This window comes from Delftia sp. DLF01 (genome assembly GCF_014852125.1).
Classification (GTDB): Bacteria; Pseudomonadota; Gammaproteobacteria; order Burkholderiales; family Burkholderiaceae_C; genus Comamonas; species Comamonas acidovorans.
The window spans coordinates 357362-372699 of record NZ_JACVAZ010000004.1 but is presented as its reverse complement, the minus strand read 5'-3'; the positions used below and the strand labels follow the sequence as shown (position 1 = coordinate 372699).

At 68.7% G+C, this 15338-nt stretch carries 12 protein-coding genes; 8 read left to right on the top strand and 4 right to left on the bottom strand.

Going from position 1 to position 15338, the window contains the following annotated elements; genetic code table 11:
- The first annotated feature begins 1 nt into the window (after position 1).
- Both IB269_RS22690 and IB269_RS22685 read left to right on the top strand, forming a co-directional pair.
- Positions 2–922, top strand: coding sequence for a 5'-nucleotidase (locus IB269_RS22690; RefSeq protein ID WP_012207501.1), 921 nt, complete (start codon positions 2–4; stop codon positions 920–922).
- 62 nt (positions 923–984) lie between these two features.
- Entirely contained in the window at positions 985–1464 is a 480-nt protein-coding gene (locus IB269_RS22685) for an EF-hand domain-containing protein (RefSeq protein WP_013800644.1), read from the top strand.
- 24 nt (positions 1465–1488) lie between these two features.
- Here IB269_RS22685 and IB269_RS22680 read toward each other — a convergent pair whose 3' ends face one another.
- The 3 genes from IB269_RS22680 to IB269_RS22670 all read right to left on the bottom strand — a co-directional run bounded on the left by IB269_RS22680 (position 1489) and on the right by IB269_RS22670 (position 4880).
- Positions 1489–1923 carry a hypothetical protein gene (locus tag IB269_RS22680; protein ID WP_012207503.1) on the bottom strand — a complete coding sequence of 145 codons (435 nt, stop codon included), beginning with the start codon at positions 1921–1923 and terminating at the stop codon, positions 1489–1491.
- A 155-nt stretch (positions 1924–2078) separates the two neighbouring features.
- On the bottom strand, positions 2079–2582 hold the full coding sequence (locus tag IB269_RS22675; RefSeq protein ID WP_063328358.1) for a DUF1854 domain-containing protein: 504 nt from the start codon (positions 2580–2582) through the stop codon (positions 2079–2081).
- A 3-nt stretch (positions 2583–2585) separates the two neighbouring features.
- Complete coding sequence (locus IB269_RS22670) at positions 2586–4880, bottom strand: ABC transporter transmembrane domain-containing protein (RefSeq protein WP_063328359.1); 2295 nt, start codon at positions 4878–4880, stop codon at positions 2586–2588.
- A 218-nt stretch (positions 4881–5098) separates the two neighbouring features.
- On the opposite strand from IB269_RS22670, the gene cphA (IB269_RS22665) reads away from it, so the two are divergent.
- From cphA (IB269_RS22665) to IB269_RS22655, 3 genes are all read left to right on the top strand, one after another.
- Positions 5099–7291 carry a cyanophycin synthetase gene (cphA, locus tag IB269_RS22665; RefSeq protein WP_192368380.1) on the top strand — a complete coding sequence of 731 codons (2193 nt, stop codon included), beginning with the start codon at positions 5099–5101 and terminating at the stop codon, positions 7289–7291.
- Positions 7292–7357: 66 nt separating this feature from the next.
- Positions 7358–9937, top strand: coding sequence for a cyanophycin synthetase (cphA, locus tag IB269_RS22660; protein ID WP_192368379.1), 2580 nt, complete (start codon positions 7358–7360; stop codon positions 9935–9937).
- Positions 9938–10053: 116 nt separating this feature from the next.
- A complete protein-coding gene (locus IB269_RS22655; RefSeq protein WP_225614259.1) occupies positions 10054–10563 on the top strand; it encodes a CreA family protein in 510 nt (169 codons plus the stop codon).
- 6 nt (positions 10564–10569) lie between these two features.
- Here the strand turns inward: IB269_RS22655 and IB269_RS22650 are convergent, their stop codons facing one another.
- The gene (locus IB269_RS22650; protein ID WP_071956838.1) at positions 10570–11475 is read right to left on the bottom strand and encodes a LysR family transcriptional regulator; all 906 of its coding nucleotides are present in this window, start codon (positions 11473–11475) and stop codon (positions 10570–10572) included.
- Between the two features lie 132 nt (positions 11476–11607).
- Between IB269_RS22650 and IB269_RS22645 the strand changes: the two genes are divergently transcribed.
- The 3 genes from IB269_RS22645 (at position 11608) to IB269_RS22635 (ending at position 15292) form a co-directional block, all read left to right on the top strand.
- Positions 11608–12693, top strand: a complete 1086-nt coding sequence (locus tag IB269_RS22645) for a YeiH family protein (RefSeq protein ID WP_096914032.1) — start codon at positions 11608–11610, stop codon at positions 12691–12693.
- Between the two features lie 155 nt (positions 12694–12848).
- Positions 12849–13310: a MarR family winged helix-turn-helix transcriptional regulator gene (locus tag IB269_RS22640; RefSeq protein WP_012207511.1), complete on the top strand. Its 462-nt coding sequence runs from the start codon at positions 12849–12851 to the stop codon at positions 13308–13310.
- Positions 13307–15292 carry an FUSC family protein gene (locus tag IB269_RS22635; protein ID WP_192368378.1) on the top strand — a complete coding sequence of 662 codons (1986 nt, stop codon included), beginning with the start codon at positions 13307–13309 and terminating at the stop codon, positions 15290–15292. The genes IB269_RS22640 and IB269_RS22635 overlap by 4 nt, the downstream gene beginning before the upstream one ends.
- The last annotated feature ends 46 nt before the right edge of the window (positions 15293–15338 follow it).

Sequence of the window (15338 nt, the reverse complement as noted above, 5' to 3'; positions counted from 1 at the left end):
CATGCCCGTGACCCTGCAAGACAAGCTGGTCGTCGCCATCTCCTCGCGGGCGCTGTTCGACTTCGAGGAGGAGAACCGGCTGTTCGACGCCGGTGACGAGCAGGCCTACATGCGCCGCCAGCTGGACCTGGTGCACCAGCCCGCACGCCCGGGCATCGCCTTCCCGCTGGTGCGCAAGCTGCTGGCCTTCAATACGCCCGAAGTGCAGCGCGTGGAGGTGATGATGCTGTCGCGCAACGACCCGGCCAGCGGCATGCGGGTCTTTGCCTCTGCCAAGGCGGCCGACATGCACATAGAGCGCGGCGTGTTCACGCGCGGGCGCGATCCGTTTTCCTACCTGCGGCCGCTGGGCGCGCACCTGTTTCTCTCGGCCAACGAGGTCGATGTGCGCAGGGCGCTGTCCATCGGCTTTCCTGCCGCGCGCGTGATGGTCGATTCCACGCCCGCAGGCGACCGCTATCCGCAGGAGGTGCGCATCGCCTTCGACGGCGATGCCGTGCTGTTCTCCGACGAGGCCGAACGCGTCTACCAGCAAGGCGGGCTGCCGGCCTTTCTGCGCCACGAGGTCTCCCATGCCGCCACGCCGCTGGCGGAAGGGCCGTTCAAGCCACTGCTGGTGGCGCTGCACCGGCTGCAGCAGCAGGCGGACTCGTCCCAGACCATGCGCATTCGCACGGCCCTGGTGACGGCGCGCAGCGCACCGGCGCACGAGCGTGCCATCCGCACGCTGCTGGAATGGGGCATTGCGGTGGACGAGGCCATGTTCCTCGGCGGCCTGGAAAAGGGCCCGTTCCTGCGCGAGTTCGAGCCGGACTTCTTCTTCGACGACCAGACCGGCCACGTCAACTCGGCCGCGCGCCATGTGCCGGCAGGCCACGTGAGCAGCGGCATCTCCAATCCGGACGCCGATCCGCCGAAGTAAACAATTGCAAAGGGCGGGCCGGCCGTGCTTGCAAATGCCGGTTCCGTGCCCAAATAAAGCCAATGCATTTTCCCCTCATGAACCGCTCTGCCCTGCTGCGCCGGCCACCGCTGCTGCAGGCCGCCGTCGTCGTGCTGCTGACCAGCGCCTTCATGCTGCCCGCCGCGCGCGCGCAGGCGGCAGAAAACGCAGCCACCGAGCAGGCAACGGCCAGCCCGGCGCCGCTGACCAAGGGAGAGATCAAGGCCCAGCGTGAATTCAAGATGCTGGACTTCAACAAGGACGGCAAGCTCAGCCGTGCCGAAGTCGCGCTGTTCCCGCGCCTGTCGGCAGCCTTCGACGAGGCCGACACCGACAAGGACGGCTACGTCTCCTATGCGGAAGTGCAGGCCTTTGCCGTCAAGTACCGCGCCGAACGCGACAAGGCAAAGGCCAAGGCGCAGGCCGAAGAGGCAAAGGCCGCCGAGCGTGCGGCAGCCGAGCATGCCGCAGCCGCACCCGCTGCCAGGGACAAGAAGGAAGGCGAAGGCTCAAAGGACTGAGCCTTCTTGCCCGGCCCCTGACACTCAAAGACCGCCGGTACGCTTGACCTTGGGTTCCGAATAGGTCAACGGTTCGTCGCGCACCTGCATCTTGTTGCGAGCCACATCGTCGGCCTTGCTGACCTCCTGGGCCTGCTCCACCGCCATGGCGCTGGCACGCCACATGGACTGGATGAACTCGATGAGCTGCTTGGAGATCGGCTCCTTGGGCGGCTCCTCGACCTCTTCCTTTTGCTTGATCTCTTCGGCCAGCGTCCAGTCGCGGTTTTCCTGGTCCACCACGGACGGCTTTTCAGGATCGCGCACCACCCGGCCTTCGCCGATGCGGTCCGTGGATTCGACGGCGTTGGTGGCGTTCACAGGACGCACGGGCACCGCGCCCGACGCACCGGTGGAGTACAGATCGGCGCTTTGCGGGCGCCACGGTATGGGTGATCGGTCAACAGGTGGAATTGGCATGGCTCGACCCTCTTGCTGGATGTGTGCTGTGGGCGGGAATTTCCCGCCGTCGCCTCATCATCGACAGAAGCTGAAAGAACTGAAGCGCTTTTTTTGAAAGACGCTTCGGCCTGCCTCAAACCAAGGGTAAACCCCTTGTTCACCTCGACCAGGCGCTAGAGGAAGCGCTCCAGCAGCTTGCGCGAGGTGCGGTCCAGCGCCGTGCTGTCGGGCACGCTGAACTGCACGCCGTCCTGGCTGGTGATCATCAGATGCGTGCGGCCCGACAGGCGCCGGATGTCCTCCTCGGCCTTGAGCACGAGCTGCACGGGCCCCCGGTCGGTCTCCAGGTCCCAGGTGCTGGGCGTGGAAAAGCCGGACACCTTGTGGATGCGCTGGATGACGGGCACGAACTCGCGCACGGCCAGGTCTTCCTCGATCAGCATGCGGGCCTGCGCCGGCAGGTGGTCCATGTGGTCCACCCACAGCGCCTCCTTGCCATCGACGGAGACCAGGGACAGGCCTTCCAGCGGTGCGGCAATCGGAAAGGCGCGCACGGGCACCACGGATTCGTGGCGCGTGCCGTCGGCCAGGATCAGCACCAGGCGGCCATGGGCGTTGCGCTCCATGCGCACACCGCTCAGATCGGCGCCGGCAGCGGAATGTTGGGCGTTGGACATGGCTTACTCCTCGATGGTGGTTGCGGCCAGGGTCAGGCCTGCGGCCTGGGCATCCTCTTCGGCGCGCCGCGCCTGGGCCTGGTACAGGCGCCAGTAGGCGCCCTGCTTTTCCATCAGCTCGTCGTGCGGACCCACTTCCACGATCTCGCCCCGGTCCATGACCACGAGGCGGTCGGCCTTGCGCAGCGTGGACAGGCGGTGGGCAATGGCAATCGTCGTGCGGCCCTGCACCAGGTTGTCCAGCGCCTTCTGGATTTCCTTCTCGGTCTCGGTGTCCACGGCCGAGGTGGCCTCGTCCAGGATCAGGATGCGCGGGTCGATCAGCAGTGCGCGCGCAATGGAGATGCGCTGGCGCTCGCCGCCCGACAGGCCCTGGCCGCGCTCGCCCACCAGGGAGTCGTAGCCATGCGGCAGGCGCAGGATGAATTCATGGGCGTGGGCAGCGCGGGCCGCCGCCACGATTTCCTCGCGCGTGGCATCGGGCTTGCCGTAGGCGATGTTCTCGGCAATGGTGCCGAAGAACAGGAAGGGCTCCTGCAGCACCAGGCCGATGTTGCTGCGGAAGTCCGAGACCTTGAGCCGGCGGATGTCCACGCCGTCGAGCTGAATGGAGCCCTCGCTCACGTCATAGAAACGGCTGATCAGGTTGACCAAGGTGCTCTTGCCCGAGCCGCTGTGGCCGACCAGGCCGATCATTTCACCCGGGCGAATCTGTAGATCCAGGTTCTTGATCACGGCGCGGCTGCCGTAGCGGAAGCTCAGGTTGTCCAGCGTGATGGCGCCCTGCACGCGCGGCAGCTTGACCGGGTTGACCGGGTCGGGCACGTTGCTCACGTGGTCGAGGATGTCGAAGATGCGCTTGGCGCCGGCCGCCGCCTTCTGCGTGACCGAGACGATGCGGCTCATCGAGTCCAGGCGGCTGTAGAAGCGGCCGATGTAAGCGATGAAGGCCGTCAGGATACCGACCGTGATCTGGCCGCCAGCCACCAGCCAGATGCCGAAGCCCCAGACCACGAGCAGGCCGATCTCGGTCAGCAGCGTCACCGTGGGCGTGAACAGCGACCAGGTCTTGTTGACCTTGTCGTTGGCCTGCAGGTTGACCAGGTTGGCCTGGGCGAAGCGGTCGGCCTCGCGCTTTTCCTGGGCGAAGGCCTTGACCACGCGGATGCCGGGGATGGTGTCGGCCAGCACATTGGTCACTTCGGACCAGACGCGGTCGATCTTCTCGAAGCCCGTGCGCAGGCGGTCGCGCACCAGGTGGATCATCCAGGCGATGAAGGGCAGCGGCACCAGGGTGACCAGGGCCAGCCACGGATTGATGGAGAACAGGATGACCGAGGTCATCACGATCATCAGCACGTCGGTCGCGAAATCCAGCGCATTCAAGGATAGAAACAAATTGATGCGATCTGTTTCCGCCCCGATGCGCGCCATCAGGTCGCCCGTGCGCTTGCTGCCGTAGTAGTCCAGCGACAGCGTCAACAGGTGGTTGTAGGTGGTGGTGCGCAAGTCCGACCCTATGCGCTCGGACACTTTGGCCAGCACGAAGGTGCGCGCCCAGCCCAGGCCCCAGGCCACCAGCGCCGCCGCCAGCAGCCCGCTCAGGTAGAAGACCACGAGGCTGCTGTCGATCTGCTGCCCGTTCTGGAACGGGATCAGGATCTTGTCCACGATGGGAATGGTCAGGTAAGGCGCCACCAGGGTGGCGCCCGTGGAGGCCAGCGTCAGCAAAAAGCCCAGCAGCAGCTGGTGCCGGTAGGGATGGGCAAAGCGCCACAGGCGCAGCAGCACCCAGGTGGAGGTCTGCGGACCCTGCTGGCGCGCGCAGGCCGGGCATTCGTCGGCCTCGGGCGGCAGCTCGGCCTGGCAGGCCGGGCAGCGGGGCACGTCGTCCTCGGGCTCGGCGAAGTCCTCGCCGCGTGCCAGGCGCTCGCGCTCATGGTCGAACTGCTGCAGCAGGCGCAGCACGGCCGCCTGGTGGCGCAGCGTGAAGCGCCACAGCGCCAGCCGCGCCGCAGGGCCATGCAGTTCGAGGTTGCCCACGCCGCCGTGGTCCAGCGTGCGCAGATTCTGATCAATGGATAGTGCCCACTCACTCCACTGCTGATCTGCAGGATCACAGGCGAGGAGCCGCTGGTTGGTCAGCACAACCCAGCCTTCGCCGAAGCGCATATCGAGGGTCAGGTCAACCGGGACGAGGGCCAGCACGTTTTCATTGGAAGCGAGCCTGGCTCGCAGCCCAGCCCCGCGGGGGCTGGCAAGGAAGGCCGAAACGTCCACAGAATGGTGTTCTTGCATGTTGAGTTGTTTTTCCCGCCCCTGGCGGCTCCTGGTGTCATGCGGGCAACCGCAGCTCCCCGGTGGATATCCCGCGCTTTGCACGGCATACCCTGCTCAACGCGCCAACCCTGGTTTAGGCTGACAGCACTGCGCATGGGCTTTCTGAGCGCACAATCCTCTCCCATTCTCCGGCGATCCGCACCCGGGTCGTCGCTCACGCTTACCCGTTGATCGACATGGCGAAATTCAAAGACATCCAACTCTTGCGCACCACCTACCTGCGTGGACCCAGCGTCTGGACCTACCGTCCCGTGCTGGAGGTCTGGCTGGATCTTGGTGAGCTGGAGGACTATCCCTCGAACAAGCTTGACGGTTTCAACGAGCGCCTGACGGCCTGGCTGCCCGACCTGATCGAGCACCACTGCGGCGTGGGCGAGCGCGGCGGCTTCATCCAGCGCCTGGAAGGCGGCACCTGGTGCGGCCATGTGCTGGAGCACATCATCATCGAGCTTCTGAACCTGGCGGGCATGCCGGCCGAATTCGGCCAGACGCGCGAGATTTCCCAGCGCGGCATCTACCGCATGGTCTTCCGCTGCCCCGAGGAAACCGTGGCGCGCACGGCCCTGGCCTACGGCCACCGGCTGATCATGGCAGCCATCAACGACGAGCCCTTCGACCTGAAGGCCGCCGTCAAGGCCATCAAGACCGAGATCAACGACCGCTACCTGGGCCCGAGCACGGGCTGCATCGTCGATGCCGCCGGCGAGCGCCGCATTCCCCACATCCGCCTCAATGACGGCAACCTCGTGCAGCTCGGCTATGGCGCCGCGCAGCGCCGCATCTGGACCGCCGAGAGCGACCAGACCAGCGCCATTGCCGAAGGCATTGCCCAGGACAAGGACTTCACCAAGCGCCTGCTGGCCGCCTGCGGCGTGCCCGTGCCCGAAGGCCAGATCGTCAACAGCCCCGAAGAAGCCTGGGAAGTGGCGCAGGACATCGGCTTTCCCGTCACCGTCAAGCCCTCGGACGGCAACCACGCGCGTGGCGTGACGCTGGACCTGCGCGACGAGGCCGACATCAAGACCGCCTTCGCGCTGGCCCAGCCCGAAGGCTCCGACGTGATCGTCGAGCGCTTCATCGACGGCACCGAGCACCGCATCCTGGTGGTGGGCGGCAAGGTCGTGGCGGCCTGCCGTGGCGAGACCGTGAGCGTGGCCGGCAACGGCAAGTCCACGCTGCGCGAGCTGGTCGCCGTGGTCAACCAGGACCCGCGCCGCGGCCCCGAGCAGGAATACCCGCTGGACTGGATCAACCTCGAAGCCCCGGCCGTGAAGCTGGAGCTCAAGCGCCAGGACGTGACGCCCGACAGCGTTCCCGCCCAGGGCACCAGCGTGCTGCTGCAGCGCAACGGCAACATGGCCATCGACTGCACGGATGAAGTCCACCCCGAAGTGGCCTACATGGCCACGCTGGCCGCCAAGATCGTGGGCCTGGACATCGCGGGCATGGACATGATCCTGCAGGACGTCTCGCGCCCCATGAAGGAGCAGGGCGGCGCCATCCTCGAAGTCAACGCCGGCCCCGGCCTGCTGATGCACCTGAAGCCCACCAGCGGCGCGCCGCGCCCCGTGGGCATGGCCATCGCCGACCACCTGTTCCCGCGCACCGAAGAGGGCACGGGCGCAGGCCGCATCCCCCTGGTGGGCATTGCCGGCACGCGCAACAACGGCTTCACGGCCCGCCTGGTGGGCTGGCTGCTGCAGCTGTCGGGCAAGCTCACGGGCGTGGCCAGCAGCGAGGGCATGTTCCTGTCCAACCGCCAGACCCAGAAGACCAACACCGCCAATTGGGCCGGTGCCCACCGCCTGCTGACCAACCGCCTGGCCCAGGCCGCCGTCATCCAGACCACGGCCCGCTCCATCCTGGAGGAAGGCCTGGCCTACGACCGCTGCCTGGTCGGCGTGGTCACCGACATGGACGGCTTCGAGCAGTTGCCCGACCATGACGTGCACGAGCAGTCGCAGATGACGCGCGTGATGCGCACCCAGATCGACGTGGTGCTGGACGAAGGCGCGGGCGTCCTCAATGCCGACATCGAGCAGGTGGCCGACCTGGCCCGCCTGTGCGACGGCGAGGTGCTGTTCTATTCGATGCAGGCCGACAGCCCCGTGGTCGCGGCCCACCGTTCCGAGAGCGAAGGCCGTGCCGTCTTCGTGCGCGGCAACCAGGTAATCCTGGCCACGGGCGCTGCCGAGCGCGTGCTGGGCACGCTGGACGCACTGAGCCTGCCCGGCGGCCTGCGCCCGGACACGCCGGCCCTGCTGGCCGCCATTGCCGCCGCGTGGTCCATGGACATTGCCCCCGACCTCATCGTCGCCGGCATCAAGACCTTCGACTACACGCCGGCCGCCGCAGCCACCGCCGCCTGAGCCCGACCACACGATGACATGCAGGCAGGCCCGGCGACGCGGGCCTGCCCTCCGAAAGAAGACACTATGCAGATCACCCGCATCCGAGCCCTGCGCGGCCCCAATCTCTGGACCCGCAGCACCGCCATCGAAGCCATCGTGCAATGCGAGCCCGGCGAGTGCGACTACTCGGCCCTGCCCGGCTTCGAGGACCGGCTGCGCGCGCGCTTTCCCAAGATCGGCACGCTGCAGCCGCACGGCGCCGACCAGCGCCTGTCGCTGGCTCAGGTGCTGGAAGTCGCGGCCCTGTCGCTGCAGGCCCAGGCCGGCTGCCCGGTGACCTTCAGCCGCACGCATGAAACCGTGGAGACCGGCACCTACCAGGTGGTGGTGGAGTACACCGAAGAGGCCGTCGGCCGCCTGGCCATGGAACAGGCCGGCGAGCTGCTGCAGTCGGCCCTGGCCGATACGCCCTTCGACGCCGACAAGGTGGTGGCCCAGCTGCGCGAACTCGACGAGGACGAGCGCATCGGTCCCTCCACCGGCTCCATCGTCGATGCGGCCGTGGCGCGTTGCATTCCCATCCGCCGCCTGACCTCGGGCTCGCTGGTACAACTGGGCTGGGGCTCCAAGGCGCGCCGTATCCAGGCCGCCGAGCTGGACCAGACCAGCGCCGTGGCCGAGTCCATCGCCCAGGACAAGGACCTGACCAAGCGCCTGCTGCACGCCGCCGGCGTGCCCGTGCCGCTGGGCCGCCCCGTCAAGGATGTGGAAGAAGCCTGGCTCGTGGCCCAGGAAGTGGGCCTGCCCGTGGTGGTCAAGCCCCAGGACGGCAACCAGGGCAAGGGCGTGGTGGTCAACATCACCACGCACGAGCAGCTCAAGGCCGCCTTCGCCACCGCCTCGGAATTCGGCGACGACATCATGGTCGAGCGCTTCCTGCCCGGCCATGACTTCCGCCTGCTGGTGGTCGGCGGCCAGCTGGTGGCCGCTGCGCGCCGCGAGCCGCCCCAGGTGCTGGGCGACGGCCAGCACACCATCCGCGAGCTGGTGGACATCGTCAACCAGGACCCGCGCCGCGGCTCGGGCCACGGCACGGCGCTGACCAAGATCCGCCTGGACGACATCGCCATCGCGCGCATCGCCACCGAAGGGCTCACGCCCGAATCCGTGCCGGCCCAGGGCCAGCGCGTGGTGCTGCGCAACAACGCCAACCTGTCCACGGGCGGCAGCGCCACCGATGTGACGGACGACGTGCACCCCGACATCGCCGCGCGCGCCGTGGAGGCCGCCCAGACCATCGGCCTGCACATCTGCGGCGTGGACGTGGTCTGCGAGACCATGCTGCGCCCGCTGGAAGAGCAAAACGGCGGCATCGTCGAAGTCAACGCCGCACCGGGCCTGCGCATGCACCTGGCGCCGTCCTTCGGCAAGCCCCGCAACGTGGGCGTGCCCATGGTCGATGAGCTGTTCGCGCCGGGCCAGGACGGCCGCATCCCGCTGGTGGCCGTCACCGGCACCAATGGCAAGACCACGACCACGCGCCTGATCGCCCACCTGTTCACCTCGCATGGCTGGCGCACGGCCATGACGAACACGGACGGCGTCTACGTCAACGGCCGCCAGATCGACAGCGGCGACTGCTCGGGCCCGCGCAGCGCGCGCAACGCCCTGGCCCACCCCGAGACCGATGCGGCCGTGCTCGAATGCGCACGCGGCGGCATCCTGCGCGAAGGCCTGGGCTTCGACCGCTGCCAGGTGGCCGTGGTCACCAACGTGGGCGCGGGCGACCATCTGGGCCTGAACTACATCACCACGGTGGAAGACGTGGCCGTACTCAAGCGCGTCATCGTGCAGAACGTGGCCACCGACGGCTATGCCGTGCTCAACGCGGCCGATCCGCTGGTCGCCGCCATGGCCTCCACCTCGCCGGGCAAGGTCATCTATTTCGCGGCCGACCGCCACCACCCCGTGATGGCCACGCACCGTGCCCAGGGCAACCGCGTGGTCTACGTGGACGGCGACAGCATCGTCGCGGCCGAAAGCTCGTGGCGCGAGACCATTGCGCTGCGCGAGATCCCCATCACGCGCAACGGCACCATCAGCTTCCAGGTGGAGAACGTCATGGCCTCCATCGCCGCCGCCTGGGGCGTGGGCATGCCCTGGCAGACCATCCGCCGCGGGCTGGCCGGCTTCGTCAACGACAGCGACAACGCGCCGGGCCGCTTCAACGTCATGGACTACCGTGGCGCCACGCTGATCGCCGACTACGGCCACAACCCCGACGCCATCCGCGCCCTGGTCCAGGCCGTGGACGCCATGCCGGCCCAGCGCCGCAGCGTGGTCATCAGCGGCGCGGGCGACCGCCGCGACCAGGACATCACCGAGCAGACCCAGATCCTGGGCAAGGCCTTCGACGACGTCATCCTCTACCAGGATGCCTGCCAGCGTGGCCGCGCCGACGGTGAAGTCCTGGCCCTGCTGCAGCAAGGCCTGCAAGGCGCACCGCGCACCGACTACGTGACCCAGATCCAGGGTGAGTTCAACGCCATCGACCATGCGCTGGCGCGACTGACGCCCGGCGACCTGTGCCTGGTGCTGGTGGACCAGGTGGAAGAAGCCCTGGAGCACCTGCGCCGCCATGTGGCGGGTGAAAACACCCCCTGAGGCGCTTTGCGCCTTCCCCCTCTCTCGCTTCGCGGGAGGGGGACGACACCCTCGGGGCGGGGCGGCCCTTCCTCGGTGTCCCTGAGTTGGGCCGCGCCACTCTCTTACGCAACGCCATGATCAAACCCAGTGTGAAGTATTTCCCGCAAGGCCGGGCCTTGCTCACAGCCGCCCTGTCCACGCTGCTGCTGGGCGCCTGCGGTGCGCGCGCCGAGCAGGTCGGCGCGGTGGACACGGTGTTCAAGTTCATAGGCCCGGACCACAAGATCGTGGTCGATGCCTATGACGATCCCAAGGTGGCGGGCGTGACCTGCTATGTCTCGCGCGCCAAGACCGGTGGCATCAAGGGCGGCCTGGGCCTGGCCGAGGACCGCGCCGAAGCCTCGATCAGTTGCGTGCAGACCGGACCCATCCAGATCCCTGCGCCGCTCAAGCAGCAGGACGAGGTGTTCACCGAGCGCATCTCGCTGCTGTTCAAGCGCCTGCGCGTGGTGCGCATGGTCGATGCGCAGCGCAACACCCTGGTCTACATGACCTACTCGGACCGCGTGATCGAAGGCTCTCCGCAAAACAGCGTCACCGCCGTGCCCGTGCCGCGCAGCACGCCAATTCCGCTGGGCAAATAACCCGCCTCAGTCCTGGGCGTGTTGGCGGCAGGCCTGCACAAAGGCCGCCAGCGCCGGCGAGCGGCGCTTGCCCGCCCGCTGCACCAGCGAGAAATCCCGCCACATGCGCGGCAGCGTGGTCGGCAGCACGGCCAGCTCTCCCGAGGCGACCAGGGCCTGCACCAGCACGCGCGACAGGCAGCTGATGCCCAGGCCCTGGGCCACGCAGCGCGCTATGGCCTCGGAGCTGCCCAGCGTGGCGGCGGCCGGCAGCTGGTGCAGATGCGGCAGCAAGGCATGCTCCACCATCTCGCGCGTGCCCGAGCCCGGCTCGCGCAGCAGCCAGCGCGCACCGCGCAAGGCGGCCACGCCCAGCGGGCGCTGGCCCGCAGCCTGCACCAGCGGGTCCTGTGCTGCAGCCACGATGACGAGTTCGTCACGCATCCAGGGCTCGACCTCCAGTCCGGGCCAGTGGCTGGTACCCTCGATCAGGCCCAGGTCCACGTCCAGCGATTCCACGGCCTGGCCCACCTCGCGCGTGTTGGCGATCTGCAGGTCCACGCTCAGGTGCGGATGACTGCGCGCCAGGTGCGCGAGCACGGCCGGCAGCGCATAGGTGCCTATGGTGGTGCTGGCTGCCACGCGCAGACGCACGGGCAGGCTGGCGGCCCGCACCGAAAACGCCTGCTCTATGCCCCTGGCCTGCTCCAGCAGCGCCAGTGCCTCGGGCAACAGGGCGCGCCCCGCGTCGTTGAGCGCCAGCCTCCGGCCCACGCGCTCGAACAGCTGGGCGCCCATGGCCTGCTCCAGCTGCTGCAGCGCGGCGCTGGTGGCCGACTGCGACAGGGCCACGGCGTCGGCCGCGGCCACGGTGGAGCCCGCCTGGGCGACGGCGCAGAAGATTTCAAGTTGGCGCAGGGTGAGGTGCAGCATGGCGTGCAGTCTGGACGAGGCATCAACCTGTTTCTCCGGTTGATGCTACAAAAACTATTCGTTATACGAATATAGCCAAGAAATCTAAAGTGCCTCCCATGCACCGCGCTCCTGACGCGGCGCGCAGGCACCATGAACACCACATCCCTCCCACGCCCCTCCCATCCGTCCGGCTGGCTGCGCCAGTTGACCGAGCTTGCGCCCGGCCTGCTGCTGGCCGGCGCCATTGCCGCAGCCGCCACCTGGGGCGCACGCCAGCCCCTGCTGGCCGGCTCGGGCCTGAGTGCGCTGACGCTGGCCATCTGCATCGGCCTGGTCATCGGCAACACCGTCTATCCGCGCCTGGCGCCCAGCTGCCATGCCGGCGTAGGCCTGGCCAAGCAGCGCCTGCTGCGCGCGGGCATCGTGCTCTACGGCCTGCGGCTGACCTTCCAGGACATAGGCCATGTGGGCATGGCCGGCGTGGTGGTCGATGCCCTGGTGCTGGGCAGCACCTTCTTGCTGGCGCAGTGGCTGGGCCGCCGCGTCTTCGGGCTGGATGCGCGCACCACGGTGCTGATCGGCGCGGGCAGCTCCATCTGCGGCGCCGCTGCCGTGCTGGCCACCGAACCCGTGATCAAGGGCCGCGCCGAAGACGTGGCCGTGGCCGTGGCCACCGTGGTGGTCTTCGGCACCGTGGGCACCTTCCTCTACCCCGCGCTGTTCCACTGGAACGCTGCCCACGGCTGGCTGGACATGTCGCCTGCGCAGTACGGCCTGTACGTGGGCTCCACCGTGCACGAGGTGGCCCAGGTCGTGGCCGCCGGCGAAGCCATTGCGCCCGAAGCTGCGGACGTGGCCGTGATCTCCAAGATGGTGCGCGTGATGATGCTGGCCCCCTTCCTGCTGCTGCTGTCCATGGCGGTGGCGCGCGGCAACCGCAGCAGCCAGGTGAGCGACGGCCAGCCGCGCCGCATCACCATTCCCTGGTTCGCGCTGGGCTTCGTCGCCATGGCCGGCGTGAACTCGCTGGGCGTGCTGCCTGCCGCCGTGGTGCAGGTGGGCGTGCAGCTGGACAACGCGCTGCTGGCCGTGGCCATGGCGGCCCTGGGCCTGACCACCCATGTCCGTGCCGTGCGTGCCGCAGGCACGAAGCCCCTGCTGCTGGCCGCCTTGCTGTTCGCATGGCTTCTGGTGGCGGGCCTGCTCTTCAACCGCTGGGTGCCCGGCCTGCTCTGAAGCTGTCCGCATCCATCGACCGGCCCTGCAAAGCATCGTCTTGCAGGGCCTTTTTCATGGACTACCCGCCCCTGGACAAGGGAATACCCTCAGATCGAATGCAGACACAATTAATTTGCAATGCAAATTAATTGCATTGCAAAGATAATCGAGGCATGTCCTTTGCCTCTGCCCCTCCCCGCGCCCGTCTCGGCTTTCTCATGGTCACCCTGGTACGCCAGTGGCGCCGCCAGGTCGAGGAGCAACTGCTGGCCGACGGCCTGACCGATGCCACCTGGGCGCCGCTGATCCACCTGCGCGCCTGGGGCGACGGCGTCACGCAAAAGGAACTGGCCGAGCGCGTGGGACTGGACGGCTCCAGCCTGGTGCGCCTGCTCGATATTCTGGAAGGCCACGGCTGGGTGGAACGCCGCGCCGACCCCGGCGACCGGCGCAGCAAGCGCATCTTCCTGACCGATGAAGGCAACGGCGCCGTGGACCGCGTGCGCGCCACCATGCTGCAGGCCGAGCTGGCCATGCTGCAGGACCTGGACGATGCCGAGGTCGAGGCCATGCTGGCCGGCATGGCCAAGATCCAGGCGCGCATGGCCGCGCTGCGCACTGAAGGCGCGCCATGAACGCCCTCCACGATGCCTATGGCCGCCTGCTGCAGGCCTCGGTCCGCTGGGGCTTCGACCCCGCGCGCCTGCGCCAGCACCTGCGCACGGCCTTTGCCGCCTGCCTGGCTCTGCTGGCCGCCTGGCAGCTGGGGCTGGAGCATCCGCAGTGGGCTGCCATGGCCACCTGGGCCGCATCCCAGCCGCTGCGCGGGCAACTGCTCGAAAAAAGCTTTTTCCGGGTCGCAGGCACCGTGGCCGGCACGGCCGTGGGCGTGGGCCTGGTGCTGCTGGCCCAGGGAAACCTGCTGTGGCTGGTGCTGGGCCTGGCCGTGTGGCTGGGCCTGTGCGCGGGCGTGGGCAATCTGCAGCGCAGCTTCGTGGCCTACGGCACCATGCTGTCCGGGTATTCGGCGGCCATGGTCGCGCTGCTGGACTTCGCCCATCCCGACCAGGTCTTCGCCCTGGGCTGGGACCGGCTGTTCACGGCGCTGACCGGCGTGTTCGCAGCCCTGCTCGTGGGCTGGCTGTTCACACCCAAGGGCAGCGGCATTCCCGGCAATGCCGAGGTGCGCCAGCTGTTCGCGCAACTGCTGCGCGATCTGGCCGACAGCCTGCAGGCGCGCGGCCGTTCGTCCCTGGGCTCGCAGGAGATCGCTGCCCGCCTGCTGGCCATGGCCGTGATCGAGGAGGGGCTGGACCCGCACGCCGCCGGTTCGCAGCGCTCACGCGAGGCCGTGCACGCGCTGCGCCGGCTCATGAATGCCCAGATCTCGGCCCTGCTGTGGCTGCGCGATGCACCATCGCAGGAGCCGCCTGCGGCCTTTGGCGAGGCGCAGGCCCTGGCCGCCGCGCAGGCGCTGCGCGAAGCCGCCCTGGCGCTGGAGACGCGCGTGCAATTGCACGAGGCCGCGGCGGCCCTGGTGCGCGCACGCGAGGCCGCCGTGGCCTGGCCCGGCGCAGCCGACATGCTGGCCCCGATGGGCTTTGCACTGCAGGCCCACCTGGCCGCCACCCATGACGTGGCCCTGCCGCCCGGCCACCGCGCCCGCCAATGGCCGGTGGTGCTGCACAGCGACTGGCTGGGCGCGCGCCGCGCCATGCTGCGTGCCAGCGCGGCCATCGCCATCGTGGGCCTGCTGTGGGTGGTGACGGGCTGGAGCGGCGGTGCCTACATGCTGCTGGGCATGTCCATCATGCTGACCGTGTTCTCGGGCTTCGAGAACCCGTCGGCCACCATGCGCCATGTGACCCTGGGCCAGGCCATGGGCGTGCTGGTGGCCCTGGCCTGCCAGTGGCTGGTCTGGCCGTTCGCCGACAGCCAGGCGGGCCTGGTGTGGCTGATGCTGCCCTTTGTCTACGTGGGCGCGCTGCTGTTCTCGCACCAGCGCACCGCGCTCTCGGGCTATGACTGCAACATGGTGCTGCTGCTCCTGCTGCAGCCCCACTACCCGCAGACGGCCAGCTTCGGCCATGCGCTGGCCCTGGGGCTGGCCGTGGTGTCCGGGCCGCTGGCCGGCTGGGCGGCCTACCGTTTCATCCTGCCGGTCACGCTGCAGGGCCGGCTGCAAAGCCTGCGCTCCATGATGGTCCACGAGCTGCAGGACATGGCCGCCACGCCCGGCCATGCGCGCAATGGCCGCATTTGGCGCGCCCGCCTGTACCACCGGCTGCTGCGCCTGGTGCGCATGTCGGAGCAGGCCGGAGGGCAGCTGGGTGCGCAGGCAGCGGAGTGCGGCCTGGCCGCCCTGCATGTGGGCCGCGCCATCCAGGCGCTGCACCAGCTGTCCGGGGAAGCGGCCCTGGGCGACGGCACCGCCCGCGCCGTGCGCGCCGCGCTGCTGCGCCTGCAGCGGCTGCAGCAGGCGCCCGGCCAGTGCCCGCCGCTTTTGCGCGCGCTGGCGCAGCGCGTGGCAGAACGCCATCCCGACCAGGCCCGCCAGCTGCGCCATGCCGCGCACGAGATCGCGCAGCACGAAGCCTTCTTCCGCAACGCCGGCTGAAGCACGGACCCATGCCAGAATGGCCAGCCCAGGCCGGCAGCGCCCC

Excerpts from the sequence above, each read along its gene's own strand:
- IB269_RS22690 (WP_012207501.1), top strand. The coding sequence starts at position 2 with ATGCCCGTGACCCTGCAAGACAAGCTGGTCGTCGCCATCTCCTCGCGG.
- IB269_RS22685 (WP_013800644.1), top strand. The coding sequence starts at position 985 with ATGCATTTTCCCCTCATGAACCGCTCTGCCCTGCTGCGCCGGCCACCG.
- IB269_RS22680 (WP_012207503.1), bottom strand. The coding sequence starts at position 1,923 with ATGCCAATTCCACCTGTTGACCGATCACCCATACCGTGGCGCCCGCAA.
- IB269_RS22675 (WP_063328358.1), bottom strand. The coding sequence starts at position 2,582 with ATGTCCAACGCCCAACATTCCGCTGCCGGCGCCGATCTGAGCGGTGTG.
- IB269_RS22670 (WP_063328359.1), bottom strand. The coding sequence starts at position 4,880 with ATGCAAGAACACCATTCTGTGGACGTTTCGGCCTTCCTTGCCAGCCCC.
- cphA (WP_192368380.1), top strand. The coding sequence starts at position 5,099 with ATGGCGAAATTCAAAGACATCCAACTCTTGCGCACCACCTACCTGCGT.
- cphA (WP_192368379.1), top strand. The coding sequence starts at position 7,358 with ATGCAGATCACCCGCATCCGAGCCCTGCGCGGCCCCAATCTCTGGACC.
- IB269_RS22655 (WP_225614259.1), top strand. The coding sequence starts at position 10,054 with ATGATCAAACCCAGTGTGAAGTATTTCCCGCAAGGCCGGGCCTTGCTC.
- IB269_RS22650 (WP_071956838.1), bottom strand. The coding sequence starts at position 11,475 with ATGCTGCACCTCACCCTGCGCCAACTTGAAATCTTCTGCGCCGTCGCC.
- IB269_RS22645 (WP_096914032.1), top strand. The coding sequence starts at position 11,608 with ATGAACACCACATCCCTCCCACGCCCCTCCCATCCGTCCGGCTGGCTG.
- IB269_RS22640 (WP_012207511.1), top strand. The coding sequence starts at position 12,849 with ATGTCCTTTGCCTCTGCCCCTCCCCGCGCCCGTCTCGGCTTTCTCATG.
- IB269_RS22635 (WP_192368378.1), top strand. The coding sequence starts at position 13,307 with ATGAACGCCCTCCACGATGCCTATGGCCGCCTGCTGCAGGCCTCGGTC.